This window comes from Pseudomonas sp. LAIL14HWK12:I7, from assembly GCF_000483465.1.
Lineage (GTDB): Bacteria > Pseudomonadota > Gammaproteobacteria > Pseudomonadales > Pseudomonadaceae > Aquipseudomonas > Aquipseudomonas kermanshahensis.
Map to the genome: position 1 here is coordinate 77,101 of NZ_AXYZ01000015.1, position 12,215 is coordinate 89,315.

The window sequence follows — 12,215 nt, forward strand, 5'->3', positions numbered from 1 at the left end:
AAACGGCAGTATGTACAGCCTCAGAGCGCCCAGGCAACCGTCAGGCCATCGTGAATTGCCTCCTCGGCGGTACGCGGTGCCAGGCAGTCGCCGATGCGCCGAACTTCGACCAGGCCGGCCAGCTCCGTCGCCAAGGTGTCGTTTGGCTGGTGGCCCAGGCACAGCACCAAGGTGTCGATGCCTTCGAAGATCATCGGTTCGCCGCTGGCCGTGTGCTGCAAGTACACGCTGTTGTCGTCGCAGCCATAGAGGCGGGCGTAGGGCGTGATGGGAATACCCAGGCGGTGCAGCTCGCCAGCCAGTTGATCGCGCACGTACAGCGGCAGGTTCTCGCCGCAGTGGGTGCCGTTCACCGCCAATTGCACCTGATGCCCTTCGCGCGTCAGGCGTTCGGCGATACCCGGGCCGATCCAGTCGCAACGCCAGTCGATGACCAGGACCGAGCGCCCTGGGGTGACCTCGTTGCGCAGGATTTGCCAGGCATCCACTACCTGCAGTTCGCCGGCGCGTTCGAATGCCGGCCAGTAGGGCGTGGCGCCGGTGGCGGCAATCACCAGGTCGGGCCGCTCGCGCTCGACCAGTGCGCGGTCGACCCGCGTGTTGCGCACCACCTCCACGCCGGCCAAGGCCATTTCCCGTTGCAGGTTGGTGCTGGCGCCGCCGAATTCGCTGCGCCGGGGTAGCAGTTGCGCCAGCAGCACCTGGCCACCCAGTTGTGGGCCGGCCTCATACAGGGTGACGTGGTGGCCGCGCGCGGCGGCGACGGCGGCCGCCTTCATGCCTGCGGGGCCGCCGCCTGCAACCAGGATGCGCTTGGGGGCTGGGGTGGGCGTCATCTGGCCGTACTGCAGTTCGCGGCCGGTTTCTGGGCGCTGAATGCAGGAAATCGCCAGGCCGCGGTGAAAATGCCCGATGCATGCCTGGTTGCAGGCAATGCAGGCGCGCACGTCCTCAACTCGGCCATGCTCGGTCTTGGTCGGCATCAGCGGGTCGCAGATCAGTGCGCGGGTCATGCCACACACGTCGGCCTGGCCACGCGCCAGGATCAGCTCGGCCTCTTGGGGTTGGTTGATGCGCCCAGTAACGAACAACGGAATGGCCAGGCGCTGCTTGAACGTGCCGGCTTCGCGCGCCAGGTAGGCCGGCTCGATGGCCATGGGCGGGACGATATGCACCGCGCCCCCCAGGGACGCCGAGGTGCCGGCGACGATGTGCAGGTAGTCGAGCTGGCTTTGCAACGCTTCGGCGGCCGCCAGCGACTCGTCTTCGCTCAGGCCTTCACTGTCACGCTCGTCGGCGCTGATGCGCAGGCCGACGATGAAGTGTTCGTCGGTCGCGGCGCGCACCGCCGCCAACACTTCGCGCAGAAACCTCAGGCGCTGCTCCAGGCCGCCGTTGTAACCATCGGTGCGCAGGTTGACCCGCGGATTGAGAAACTGCGCAGGCAGGTAACCATGGCTGGCGACCACTTCGACGCCATCCAGCCCCGCCTGGTGCAGGCGGCGGGCGGCGCTGGCATAGCCCTGGATGATGTCATCGATCATCGGCTGGTCCAGCGCGCGCGGCATCACCCGGAAGCGCTCGTTGGGCACCGACGAGGCCGAATAGGCCACTGCCAGCAAGCCGTCGGCAGATTCCATGATCTCCCGCCCCGGATGAAACAGCTGCGACAGCACCACGGTGCCGTGTTCATGGCAGGCCTCGGCCAGGCGTCGGTAACCGTCGATGCAGGCATCGTCGGTGGCCATCAGCACGTGGGAGGTGTAGCGGGCGCTGTCATGCACACCGGCCACCTGCAGCACAATCAGGCCAACCCCACCGGCGGCGCGGTCACGCTGGTAAGCGATGAGCTTGTCGTTGACCAGGTTATCGGTGGGCAGGCACGTGTCGTGGCCGGTGGACATGATGCGGTTCTTCAGCCGCTTGCCGCGAATCTGCAAGGCTTCGAACAGGTGGGGAAAGGCAGTTTGCATACGGGCGGCTCCGGTGCGGTGTTGTTCTTGTTTTGTTTATGAAAGTGTACCGCCAGTAAAAAATCAACTTGTTTTTTTACTGGTGCGCGGCTAGGTTTTCTTCACCCTCACTGGTGAGGGCGTGACCTCACAACAACAAGAAATCGGGCCCTTGGGCACCGGCAGGAGGCAACCTCGATGCATGCATTCCCTCGCAGAACCCACCTTTGCGCAGCGCTTCTGGCCCTTGGCTTGGGCAGTGCGCACGCTGCGCCGCAGATGGTCGTGGTCGGCTATGGCGGCGCCGGTCAGAAAGCCCAGGACGAGGCGATCTTCAAGCCTTTCAGTGCCCAGGACGGCAGCAAGTTGATCCAGAGCGAATACAACGGCGAAATGGCCCGTATTCAGGTCATGGCCGATACCGGCAACGTCGATTGGGACGTGGTGCAGATCGAGGGGCCAGACCTGATGCGCGGCTGTGAGGAGGGCATCTATGAGCGGCTGGACTGGCAGCGCCTGGGCCATGCCGCCGAGCTGATTCCGGATGCCGCGCAGGACTGCGGTTCTGCCGCCCTGGTGTGGAGCGTGGCGATTGCCTATGACCGCAACAAGCTGGCTCAAGCCCCGGCTTCATGGGCCGACTTCTGGGACGTCAGCAAGTACCCAGGCAAACGTGGCCTGCGCAAGCGTGCGGTGTACAACCTGGAGTTCGCCTTGCTGGCTGATGGGGTCAAGGTCGAGGACGTGTACACGGTACTGTCAACGCCCGCCGGGGTTGACCGCGCGTTTGCCAAACTCACTGAGCTCAAGCCCTTTATCCAGTGGTGGGACGCGGGTGCCCAGCCGGCCCAGTGGCTGACTGCCGGCGATGTGGTGATGACGTCTACCTACAGCGGCCGCATCGCGGTGGCAGCGCAGCAGGGCAGCCCGCTGGCATTGGTCTGGCCGGGCAGCCTGTATGGCATGGACTATTGGGCGATCATCAAGGGCTCGCGGCATGTCGACCAGGCCAAGCGGCTGATCGCCTATGCCAACCAGCCTGATACCCAGGTGCGTTACGTCGAGCAGATCCCCTATGGGCCGACCAACACCCAGGCAGCGGCCAGGCTCGCCCCGGCGCTGGCCGGCTGGGTGCCAACCTCGCCACAGAACCTGCAGGGGGCGCTGGCGATGAACGTGGCGTTCTGGGTCGACCATGGCGAAGAGCTGGAGCAGCGATTCAATGCCTGGGCTACGAAATAGCCTAGTGTTCACAGCTGCTTTTCTAACAGGATGAACGAGAAATGACCCCTACCGAACAGACCCTGCGTCAGGAGCTGGCGGCCTGCTACCGCCTGGTCGCTCACTTTCGCATGAGCGACCTGATCTTCACGCACATCTCGCTGCGCGTGCCTGGGCCGGAGCACCACTTTCTGATCAACCCCTACGGCTTGCTGTTCGACGAGATCACAGCCTCCAGCCTGGTGAAGATCGACTTGCATGGGCAGCCAGTCGAGGCGACCCCACACCCGGTCAACCCGGCCGGGTTCGTCATCCACAGTGCTATTCATGCGGCTCGCGAAGACGCCCACTGCGTGCTGCACACCCACACCCGGGCAGGGTGTGCGGTGGCGGCACTGGAATGTGGCCTGCTGCCGGTCAACCAGATGTCCATGGAGTTTCATGGCAAGGTTGCCTACCACGATTACGAAGGCATCGCCCTGGACCTGGATGAGCAACAGCGCTTGGTGGCCGACTTGGGTGACCGGCCGGTGATGATCCTGCGTAACCATGGGTTGCTGACCACCGGGCGTTCTGTGGCCGAAGCCTTCCTGCGCATGTACTACCTGGAAAAAGCCTGCGAGATCCAGTTGGCGGCGCAGAGTGCCGGGCAATTGATCCTGCCGCCGGCCGCCGTGTGTGAGCGTACCGAGCAGCAGTTCAATGCGCCACTGAAGGGCTTGAAGCAGGGCGAACTGTCGGACCCGGATGCAGTGGGGCTGGCGTGGGGCGCGCTGCTGCGGATGCTGGGGCGGGTGGCGCCGGGTTACCGCGACTGATGGTTGAATGCCACGGCGTATGAAGACTGCAACAGTGACACTGTTGCGCAACCCTGCGCCCTAACTGTGCTGGTCCCTGGAAAAGGAATAGCCTTATGCTGTAACGAAATATGTCTAGAAAGCCTGAAGAAGGATGTCGCAATGCCGCTCAAGGACCTGCTGATCGCCCTGGTGGTGATTGTTGCGTGGGGAGTCAACTTCGTGGTCATCAAGGTCGGCCTGGATGGCCTGCCGCCGATGCTGCTGGGGGCGTTGCGCTTCTTGTTGGTGGCCTTCCCGGCGGTGTTGCTGGTGAAGCGGCCCAAGCTGCCCTGGCGCTGGCTGATCGCTTATGGCGCGACGATCTCCTTGGGGCAGTTCGCCTTCTTGTTCCAGGCCATGTACAGCGGTATGCCGCCGGGGTTGGCGTCGTTGATTCTGCAATCCCAGGCATTCTTCACCTTGGGTTTCGCTGCGTTGTTCCTGGGTGAGCGGTTGCGCCTTGCCAGCCTGCTGGGGCTGCTGGTAGCGGCCAGCGGGTTGGCGTTGATCGGCAGTGAAGACGGCGGCCATGTGCCGATGCTTGCGCTGTTGCTGACCCTGTGCGCGGGCGCGATGTGGGGCGTGGGCAACATCATCACGCGGCGTTTCGGGTCGGTCGACCTGGTGGCGCTGGTGATCTGGGGCGGGCTGATTCCACCGTTGCCATTCTTGGCTTTGTCGTGGTGGCTGGAAGGGCCTGAGCGCATCGGCCACGCCTTGGCCAACATCGGTTGGAACTCGGTACTGGCGTTGGCGTACCTGGCATTCGTCGCCACCATGCTCGGCTACAGCCTGTGGAGCAAGCTGTTGTCGCGCCACCCGGCGGGCAAGGTCGCGCCATTCTCGCTGCTGGTCCCCGTGATTGGCTTGAGCTCCTCGGGCTGGTTGCTGGGGGAACGCCTGACCGTGTTGCAGGGGTGGGGCGCGTTGCTGGTGATGGTCGGGCTGCTGGTGAATGTGTTTGGCGCGAAGATCGGCCAGCGGTTACGTGCGGCCAGCGTCTCCTGACGCCGGGCTGCCAGTGCTCTGTTAGAATTGGCGCTTTTCGCCAGGCCAACGGAGCACTTTCATGATCATCTCCACCACCAGCCAGCTCGAAGGCCGTCCGATTGCCGACTACCTGGGCGTCGTCAGTTCTGAGTCCGTGCAGGGCATCAACTTTGTGCGGGATTTCTTCGCGCGTTTCCGCGACTTCTTCGGTGGCCGCTCCCAAACCCTGGAGAGCGCACTGCGCGAGGCCCGCGAGCAGGCTACCGAAGAGTTGAAAGCGCGCGCACGGCAGTTGAATGCTGATGCCGTAGTCGGTGTGGATTTCGAAATCAGCATGCCATCGGTGCAGGGCGGCATGGTCGTGGTGTTCGCCACCGGCACGGCAGTCCGCCTGAAATAAGGCCATGTGCCACTGGTCGGGCGTAAAGCGTTTGGCCAGGCAGTCTGCAAATGACCAGCTAGTCTCACTTTTACCGGCCGCGTTCACCTAGGCATTCCATCTGCTTGCCGGCGCGACCGCCACTGGAGGGAGACTGGGCATGAGCGAATCCTTTTTTGAAGACCTGAACGACGCATTCCCGATCAACAGCCAGGTGCGTTGCGGCCAGTCGGCATTCCGTCTGGGCTTCGCCAACATGACGCTGGATGATTCGGAACAGCTTCAGCCTGCACATCTGCAGCGCACCAAGAAGGGTCGCTTCATGCCGCGGGTTCCGCTGAAAAAGTGATCCCGCTCCAGCAACCCCGCCAAACGGCGGGGTTTTTATTGCCATTCGTTGACGCTGCTCATGGCATCGTTGGGTTGCGCTCGCAGGGCTTGCGAAGATGTGGTTTTCTGGCGCGGCATTTCTGCAAACGGAGATTGAACGCTCATGCGAGTCAGGGAAGAGACCTATTGGCAGTGGGCCGACGCTCAACTGCACAGCCGCAGCCACGATGAAGCACTCAGTGACGGCACCACGCTGGATGTGCAGGTGCGGTTGTCGCGCCTCGGCGCCACCCAGTTGTTCCTCGGTGTGTACGCCGGCAATGGCCGGGCAGTGCTGGAAGAGTATTACCCCTCGCGCCCTGGCGAGACCATGACCCGTGCGCTGGTCTGGGGTGTCGAGCGGGCCCGGGCACTGGCTACCGGCGCCTTGCCGCTGCCAGCCATGGCGCAACCGCGCAGGCGCGCATGAAAAAGCCCGGCCTTTTGGGGCCGGGCTTGAGGGTGCGGGTAGCCACTCAGTTGAGCGGTTCGATCACCTTGACTGCCTGCCGCTCACGGGCGGCGGGCCATTCTTGTTGCAGGGTCTGCAGCACGCGGCCAACGAACTCGGTGTCGGCAGCGGCCTTCTTGCCGACGTAGCCTTGGCCACGGCGGTAGACCTTGAAGCGTGCACGCATGCTGGGCAGGTGCTCTTCGAATTCAGCTTCGATGGTGTTCGGTGGCAGGCGGTCGAGACGCACCTCACCGGTCTGGCTGACCCACAGCAGATGGTCGTCGAGGCTGTCCTTGCGCACGGCGAACAGCTGGGCCAATTGGTCGATTGTGGGATTGTTGTTCAAGTTCATCATAAAGCCCCCATTACCCATTCGTAGGTGATTTTCACAGTTGGCGCTACCACGGTGTAGCGCACTACCAAGGCTGCTACAGCAGCATCGCAACAGGGGCTTTCACACGCTGCCTTTTGGACAGTTCCCTCTCCACGGACGGCCTGCGTTACCGCGCAAGCCGTCTGGAACACCCTTGCCACCGCTCCCGATCGGGGAGACAACTCAATCATGCCCAAGCGCGATGAACGGCGTCAACAGTTTTGTAGTGAATATTTTTAGGCACTACATTTTTGTCATGTTGTTCGACAATCCAGCGGCTGGCCGGCGTAAAACCGGCCGATGCCTTTACAGCCCCTCAAGAATCTGGAAGGCCGCACGCACGCGGGCTTCGTTGGGATAATTACGATTGGCCAGCAACACCACGGCCATGTTCTTGGCAGGAATAAAAGCGGCGTACGCGCCAAAACCACTGGTTGCGCCGGTCTTGTTGTACCAGGCCTCACGCAGGGCAGGGCTGGCAGGGACGAGGCGGGTGGTGGCCTGAGGCTCACGGATCAGGCGAGGGCTGTTGCCATCGATCAAGGTGCCTAGCGCAACCGGATAAGGGTAATGCTCCCAGCCAAGGCCTTGGGTCATGGCGCCGACCTGGAAGTAGCCCTTATGGGTGATCGCGATGGCGTTTTGCAGTGCAGCGGGCAGGCCGTCTGGTTTCATCTGCAGGTGCACGTAGCGCAGCATGTCGCTGGCGCTGGTCTTGATGCCATAGGCTTCATCGGCATAAGGGCCTGGGCTGACGCGTACCGGGCGGTCTTCTGCGTCGTAGCCTTGGGCATAAAGCCCTTGGGCGCTGGCGGGCACCTGCAGGTAGGTGTGTTTCAGGCCCAGTTGCACCAGCAGGCCCTGGCTCATCAGCTCCGCGAAGGGGCGCTGCTGCGCGCGTGCCGCCAAATCGCCGAACAGGCCCAGGCTCGGGTTGGAATAGCAGCGCTGGGTGCCCGGCGCGGCGTGAGGCTTCCAGTGGCGGAAGAAGTCCACGACCTGTTGCGGCGTCTGCACTTCATCGGGGAACTGCAACGGTAGGCAATCGGCGCTGTAGGCCCCCAGTTCCAGCACGCTTGCGTCCCCCAGCGGCACCCCAGCCAGTGCGGGCTGATAGCGTTTTGCCGGGGCCTGCAGGTCCAGTTTGCCTTCGGCGCTGGCCAGGGCAGCGAGGGTAGCCGTGTAGGTCTTGCTCAACGAGCCGACCTCGAACAGGGTGTCTTGGGTAACCGGCGTGCCCTCGGCCTTGCTGGCCACGCCATAGTTGAAATAGTGCGCCTGGCCGTGGGCGTACACCGCCACGGCCATGCCGGCGATGCCTTGCTCCTGCATCAGTGTGCGAATGAGGGGGTCGACGCGTGCTTGCAGCGTGTCGTCAGCCTGAGCGGCTGCGTGGCCCATGGCGAATGTGATGACAGCAGCCAGTGCGGCCAGGCGAGGGAGCAACATGGGCAGGTCCTTTGTGGGGTTGTGTCCGTTCATCGACACCTGTGGGGGTTCCGGCGTTAGCGAAGAAAAGCCGCAGACCTTATCGTCTGCCCTTGCACAATGACAAGACGGAACCTGTGATGAAGTATTTGCGGATGTTATTCGACAATTTCACCCTGGCGTTGCTCGGGGTGGTGCTGATCGCCACCGTGCTGCCCTGCTCGGGTGACGGTGCAGTGTATTTTGGCTGGCTGACCAACCTGGCCATCGGCCTGCTGTTCTTCCTGCACGGCGCCAAGTTGTCGCGCGAAGCGATCATCGCCGGGGCCGGGCACTGGCGCCTGCACGCGTTGGTGTTCTCCTGCACCTTTGTACTGTTCCCCTTGCTGGGGTTGGCGTTCAAGCCCCTGTTCGTGCCATTGGTTGGCAATGAGCTGTACCTGGGCGTGCTGTACCTGTGTGCATTGCCGGCCACTGTGCAGTCAGCCATCGCGTTCACCTCCCTGGCCCGCGGCAACGTGCCGGCCGCCATTTGCAGCGCTGCCGCTTCGAGCCTGCTGGGCATCTTCCTCACGCCGCTGCTGGTGATGATGTTGCTCGGCGCCAGCGGTGACACCGGGTCGGGGTTGGATGCCGTACTGAAAATCACCCTGCAGCTGCTGGTGCCCTTCGTGGCCGGGCAGATCGCACGCCGCTGGATTGGTGCATGGGTCAAGCGCAACGCGCGCTGGCTCAAGGTCGTGGACCAGGGTTCGATCCTGCTGGTGGTGTATACCGCGTTCAGTGAAGCGGTGGTGACGGGCCTGTGGCACACGGTATCGCCACAGCACCTGGCGGGGCTGTTCGTGGTCTGCGGGATTTTGTTGGCGGTGGTGCTGTATGGCACCCGTTTCCTTGGCAAGGTGCTGGGCTTTGACCTTGAAGACCGCATCACCATTCTGTTCGCCGGTTCGAAGAAGAGCCTGGCGACCGGCGTGCCGATGGCTCAGGTGCTGTTCGTGGGCAGTGGCATTGGCGCGATGATTTTGCCGCTGATGCTGTTCCATCAGATCCAGCTGATGGTGTGCGCGGTGCTGGCGCAACGTTATGCCAGCCGTGAGGATGTGGGTGAGAAGGCCCCTCTATCGTCCTGATAGACAAGGGGTATACCTACCGCTGACTGTGTGAGAGCAACTGTTTTGTGGTGCGTGTTCCGGCCTCTTCGCGGGCAAGTCGGACCGCCGCACCGCCGCTCCTACAGGTAATTGCGCAGGCTCAGACCTTGTGTTCTCCAACAAATACCTGCTGAGTCAGGTAGTTATGTGCTGTTCTTGAGGTGCTTTATCACTTCACCGGGCCTGGCCGGAGCTGCGCGCTCTTAACGCCTTGGCAACCTCCGCCTCTATCTTGTAGGCCGGGCCTTCCAGCTCATTGAAGTCACGCGTGTAGCGCCGGGCGAACTCATCGACGCCTAATGCCTGGTACTGCTGCACGTGCTTGAGCTCGTGCGCCCACAGCGCCACATTGTCTTCAGCATCGCTGGCATGGCGGAAGATGATCGTGTCGATCAGTGTCACGGCATTCACATCGGGGTTTTGCAGCATCGCGTTGGCTGCGCTCATCTGCTGTTCATCGCCAACCCTGAAGCGCGCGGCATCGAGCACGGCAAAGTCATACCAGGGTTCGAGCTGGGCGCGGATGTGCAGCGGGATCGGCTCACTGCCGCTGGCGCTGGCTTCGTCGCGGGCCTGGCGCAACGCGTAGGCCAGGCTGGTTGAGGCCATGGTTTCGACGTCCTTGAGGATCTGCCCGGCCTGGCCTGGGTCGACCGGCGCACAGAAACAGCCCATCAGGCAGACTTGGTACTGGCCCGGAGGGCAGGTCTGTTCAGCAAACACGGGCACGCTCAAAAACAAGCCAAGCAACAGGTTAACGGCTTTCATTCAAGGCCTTTTCGACGAAGCTGCGGCTGGCATCGAGTACTTCGGACTGCACGGCTTCGCTGGCGAGCATGCGCCCGATCAGCAACGCACCGACGCACTGGCTGATCAACACCCAGGCCAGTTGTTCATCCTCCAGTGTTGTGCTCCAGGCTTTGTGCAGCTCGACCAGCCAATGTTCGGCCACCTCACGCACCGGTTGATCTGCCCGGGCGATTTCCACCCCAAGCGGCGGCAAGGGGCAGCCCCCTTCGGCATTGTGCAGGTGGGCCAGGCTCAAGTATTGCTGCAGACAACGGCCAAGGCGCTCGCGGCTGGCACCTTGATTGGCCAGGCGCGCCAGCGGGCTGTTGCACAGCTCCTGGCGAACGACTTCGGTGAACAGGTCATCTTTGGAAGGGAAGTGATTGTAAAAGGCACCGCCGGTCAGCCCGATGGCTTTCATCAGCCCGGCTACGCCAGTGCTGGTAAAACCGCCGCGTTTGGCCAGTGCACCGCTGGTGGCCAGCAGCTTTTCGCGGGTTTGTTGCTTGTGGTCGCTGGTATAGCGCATTCAATTGCCTCTGCGCACTTGGCTTGACGATGGGGGCGATCATAACATAGCGTTCGTTTACTAAACGATCATTCACCAAAGGGGCGCACATGACTCAACCACAAAAAGTAGTGCTGGTGATCGGCGCAGGGGATGCCACGGGGGGCGAGATCGCCAAGCGCTTCGCGCGGGAGGGCTACGTGGCCTGTGTCACTCGCCGTCAGGCGGACAAGCTGCAACCGCTGCTGGACGAGATCCGCGCCGAAGGTGGCCAGGCTCATGGCTTTGGCTCCGATGCGCGTAAGGAGGAAGAGGTGGCCGCGCTGGTTGAGACCATCGAGCGTGATATCGGCCCGATCGAGGCGTTTGTCTTCAATATCGGCGCCAATGTGCCTTGCAGCATTCTCGACGAAACGCCGCGCAAATACTTCAAGATTTGGGAGATGGCCTGTTTTGCCGGGTTTCTGACAGCGCAGGCGGTGGCTCGGCGCATGGTGGTGCGTGAGCGCGGCACGATTCTGTTCACAGGCGCTACTGCAGGTACCCGTGGCGCTGCTGGCTTTGCCGCATTCGCCGGTGCCAAGCACGGCCTGCGGGCGTTGGCCCAGAGCATGGCGCGTGAGCTGGGGCCGCGCAATATCCATGTCGCTCATGTAGTGGTGGATGGGGCAATCGATACCGCGTTCATCCGCGACAGTTTCCCCGAGCGCTACGCCCTTAAGGACCAGGATGGCATCCTTGCCCCGGCCCATATAGCCGACAGCTACTGGTTCCTCCACGCCCAACCGCGAGATGCCTGGACATTCGAACTGGACCTGCGCCCCTGGATGGAACGCTGGTAAGCCCCCTCGTCGACCAAGGACCCTACCCATGACCAAGACCGTCGAATTTTTCTTTGACCTCGGCAGCCCCGCCAGTTACCTGGCGTGGACCCAGCTGCCGGGTATCTGTGACCGCCATGGCGCGGCGCTGCATTATCGGCCCATGCTGTTGGGTGGGGTATTCCAGGCCACCGGCAATGCCTCGCCGGCAATGATCCCAGCCAAGGGCCGCTACATGTTTACCGACCTTGCACGCTTCGCAGCGCGCTACGGTGTGCCGTTTGGGCTTCCACCGGGCTTCCCGATGAATACCCTGATGCTGATGCGCGGTGTAATTGGCACACAGTTGCAAGCACCGGAGCGCTTCGAGGCACTGTTGCGGGCATTGTTCAACGGCCTGTGGGCCGAGCGACGCAACCTGGGGGACGCGGCGGTGTTGCAGCAGACGCTGGAACAGGCCGGCTTTGACCTTGCCGCGCTCACTGCCCTGGCAAGCGACGCGCAGGTGAAGGCGGCCCTGAAGCAGGCGACCGAGGAAGCCGTTGCGCGCGGTGTATTTGGTGCGCCGACCTGCTTTGTCGGTGATGAGATGTTCTTTGGGCAAGACCGCCTGGATTTTGTCGAGGACGCGGTGCGTCAACCGGCCAGGCGTGTTTCCAGCTGAGTGCGTTCCCACAGGCTGAGCAGGTCGGTGGGGTTGGTGCCGTAGCGGTGCCAGTCTTCAAGGCCGGCCTGATCACCGTTGGGGGCCACGCACTGGACGCATTGAGCAAGGCCTTCGGCATCCACGGCCAGGGTCAACTGCCAGCCTTCGATCAGCACATCGACCAGCCCTTCGGCCCGCTGGGCGGTGATGTGCAAGGGGTGGACGCCCAGGGCTGCGTCACGCAAGCGCTGATACGCGGCCCGTGTGTTCACGGTGCCTGGGCGGTTCACGG

The 12,215-nt window shown here is 62.8% G+C and carries 15 protein-coding genes; 9 read left to right on the forward strand and 6 right to left on the reverse strand.

All coding sequences use genetic code 11. The features are described from left to right. Positions 1-20 precede the first annotated feature (20 nt). Positions 21-1,973 (reverse strand): FAD-dependent oxidoreductase, encoded by a 1,953-nt coding sequence (locus tag D886_RS0115455; RefSeq protein WP_027594784.1) that lies wholly within the window; start codon positions 1,971-1,973, stop codon positions 21-23. A 177-nt stretch (positions 1,974-2,150) separates the two neighbouring features. Between D886_RS0115455 and D886_RS0115460 the strand changes: the two genes are divergently transcribed. The 6 genes from D886_RS0115460 (at position 2,151) to D886_RS0115485 (ending at position 6,180) form a co-directional block, all read left to right on the forward strand. Next, positions 2,151-3,194 (forward strand): ABC transporter substrate-binding protein, encoded by a 1,044-nt coding sequence (locus D886_RS0115460; protein WP_027594785.1) that lies wholly within the window; start codon positions 2,151-2,153, stop codon positions 3,192-3,194. 41 nt (positions 3,195-3,235) lie between these two features. Next, entirely contained in the window at positions 3,236-3,991 is a 756-nt protein-coding gene (locus tag D886_RS0115465) for a class II aldolase/adducin family protein (protein WP_027594786.1), read from the forward strand. Between the two features lie 141 nt (positions 3,992-4,132). Then, the gene (locus tag D886_RS0115470; RefSeq protein ID WP_027594787.1) at positions 4,133-5,020 is read left to right on the forward strand and encodes an EamA family transporter; all 888 of its coding nucleotides are present in this window, start codon (positions 4,133-4,135) and stop codon (positions 5,018-5,020) included. A gap of 61 nt (positions 5,021-5,081) precedes the next feature. Beyond that, a complete protein-coding gene (locus D886_RS0115475; RefSeq protein WP_027594788.1) occupies positions 5,082-5,402 on the forward strand; it encodes a YbjQ family protein in 321 nt (106 codons plus the stop codon). Positions 5,403-5,541: 139 nt separating this feature from the next. Beyond that, the gene (locus D886_RS0115480; RefSeq protein ID WP_027594789.1) at positions 5,542-5,730 is read left to right on the forward strand and encodes a hypothetical protein; all 189 of its coding nucleotides are present in this window, start codon (positions 5,542-5,544) and stop codon (positions 5,728-5,730) included. A gap of 144 nt (positions 5,731-5,874) precedes the next feature. Then, positions 5,875-6,180: a hypothetical protein gene (locus D886_RS0115485; protein ID WP_027594790.1), complete on the forward strand. Its 306-nt coding sequence runs from the start codon at positions 5,875-5,877 to the stop codon at positions 6,178-6,180. A 46-nt stretch (positions 6,181-6,226) separates the two neighbouring features. On the opposite strand, the gene D886_RS0115490 is transcribed toward D886_RS0115485, so the two are convergent. Continuing rightward, a complete protein-coding gene (locus D886_RS0115490; RefSeq protein WP_027594791.1) occupies positions 6,227-6,559 on the reverse strand; it encodes a hypothetical protein in 333 nt (110 codons plus the stop codon). A gap of 324 nt (positions 6,560-6,883) precedes the next feature. Continuing rightward, positions 6,884-8,026, reverse strand: coding sequence for a class C beta-lactamase (ampC, locus tag D886_RS0115495; protein WP_027594792.1), 1,143 nt, complete (start codon positions 8,024-8,026; stop codon positions 6,884-6,886). A gap of 119 nt (positions 8,027-8,145) precedes the next feature. On the opposite strand from ampC, the gene D886_RS0115500 reads away from it, so the two are divergent. Then, positions 8,146-9,138 (forward strand): bile acid:sodium symporter family protein, encoded by a 993-nt coding sequence (locus tag D886_RS0115500; RefSeq protein ID WP_027594793.1) that lies wholly within the window; start codon positions 8,146-8,148, stop codon positions 9,136-9,138. A 195-nt stretch (positions 9,139-9,333) separates the two neighbouring features. Here the strand turns inward: D886_RS0115500 and D886_RS0115505 are convergent, their stop codons facing one another. Together D886_RS0115505 and D886_RS0115510 are read right to left on the reverse strand one after the other, a co-directional pair. Then, complete coding sequence (locus tag D886_RS0115505; RefSeq protein ID WP_027594794.1) at positions 9,334-9,927, reverse strand: DUF4157 domain-containing protein; 594 nt, start codon at positions 9,925-9,927, stop codon at positions 9,334-9,336. Continuing rightward, the gene (locus D886_RS0115510; RefSeq protein WP_027594795.1) at positions 9,914-10,477 is read right to left on the reverse strand and encodes a TetR/AcrR family transcriptional regulator; all 564 of its coding nucleotides are present in this window, start codon (positions 10,475-10,477) and stop codon (positions 9,914-9,916) included. The genes D886_RS0115505 and D886_RS0115510 overlap by 14 nt, the downstream gene beginning before the upstream one ends. A gap of 89 nt (positions 10,478-10,566) precedes the next feature. On the opposite strand from D886_RS0115510, the gene D886_RS0115515 reads away from it, so the two are divergent. Together D886_RS0115515 and D886_RS0115520 are read left to right on the forward strand one after the other, a co-directional pair. Further along, positions 10,567-11,298, forward strand: coding sequence for an SDR family oxidoreductase (locus D886_RS0115515; protein WP_027594796.1), 732 nt, complete (start codon positions 10,567-10,569; stop codon positions 11,296-11,298). A gap of 28 nt (positions 11,299-11,326) precedes the next feature. After that, the gene (locus D886_RS0115520; RefSeq protein ID WP_027594797.1) at positions 11,327-11,941 is read left to right on the forward strand and encodes a 2-hydroxychromene-2-carboxylate isomerase; all 615 of its coding nucleotides are present in this window, start codon (positions 11,327-11,329) and stop codon (positions 11,939-11,941) included. Here the strand turns inward: D886_RS0115520 and D886_RS27045 are convergent. Beyond that, on the reverse strand, positions 11,914-12,213 hold the full coding sequence (locus D886_RS27045; RefSeq protein WP_027594798.1) for a hypothetical protein: 300 nt from the start codon (positions 12,211-12,213) through the stop codon (positions 11,914-11,916). The genes D886_RS0115520 and D886_RS27045 overlap by 28 nt on opposite strands. Positions 12,214-12,215: the final 2 nt, after the last annotated feature.

Excerpts from the sequence above, each read along its gene's own strand:
- D886_RS0115455 (WP_027594784.1), bottom strand. The coding sequence starts at position 1,973 with ATGCAAACTGCCTTTCCCCACCTGTTCGAAGCCTTGCAGATTCGCGGC.
- D886_RS0115460 (WP_027594785.1), top strand. The coding sequence starts at position 2,151 with ATGCATGCATTCCCTCGCAGAACCCACCTTTGCGCAGCGCTTCTGGCC.
- D886_RS0115465 (WP_027594786.1), top strand. The coding sequence starts at position 3,236 with ATGACCCCTACCGAACAGACCCTGCGTCAGGAGCTGGCGGCCTGCTAC.
- D886_RS0115470 (WP_027594787.1), top strand. The coding sequence starts at position 4,133 with ATGCCGCTCAAGGACCTGCTGATCGCCCTGGTGGTGATTGTTGCGTGG.
- D886_RS0115475 (WP_027594788.1), top strand. The coding sequence starts at position 5,082 with ATGATCATCTCCACCACCAGCCAGCTCGAAGGCCGTCCGATTGCCGAC.
- D886_RS0115480 (WP_027594789.1), top strand. The coding sequence starts at position 5,542 with ATGAGCGAATCCTTTTTTGAAGACCTGAACGACGCATTCCCGATCAAC.
- D886_RS0115485 (WP_027594790.1), top strand. The coding sequence starts at position 5,875 with ATGCGAGTCAGGGAAGAGACCTATTGGCAGTGGGCCGACGCTCAACTG.
- D886_RS0115490 (WP_027594791.1), bottom strand. The coding sequence starts at position 6,559 with ATGATGAACTTGAACAACAATCCCACAATCGACCAATTGGCCCAGCTG.
- ampC (WP_027594792.1), bottom strand. The coding sequence starts at position 8,026 with ATGTTGCTCCCTCGCCTGGCCGCACTGGCTGCTGTCATCACATTCGCC.
- D886_RS0115500 (WP_027594793.1), top strand. The coding sequence starts at position 8,146 with ATGAAGTATTTGCGGATGTTATTCGACAATTTCACCCTGGCGTTGCTC.
- D886_RS0115505 (WP_027594794.1), bottom strand. The coding sequence starts at position 9,927 with ATGAAAGCCGTTAACCTGTTGCTTGGCTTGTTTTTGAGCGTGCCCGTG.
- D886_RS0115510 (WP_027594795.1), bottom strand. The coding sequence starts at position 10,477 with ATGCGCTATACCAGCGACCACAAGCAACAAACCCGCGAAAAGCTGCTG.
- D886_RS0115515 (WP_027594796.1), top strand. The coding sequence starts at position 10,567 with ATGACTCAACCACAAAAAGTAGTGCTGGTGATCGGCGCAGGGGATGCC.
- D886_RS0115520 (WP_027594797.1), top strand. The coding sequence starts at position 11,327 with ATGACCAAGACCGTCGAATTTTTCTTTGACCTCGGCAGCCCCGCCAGT.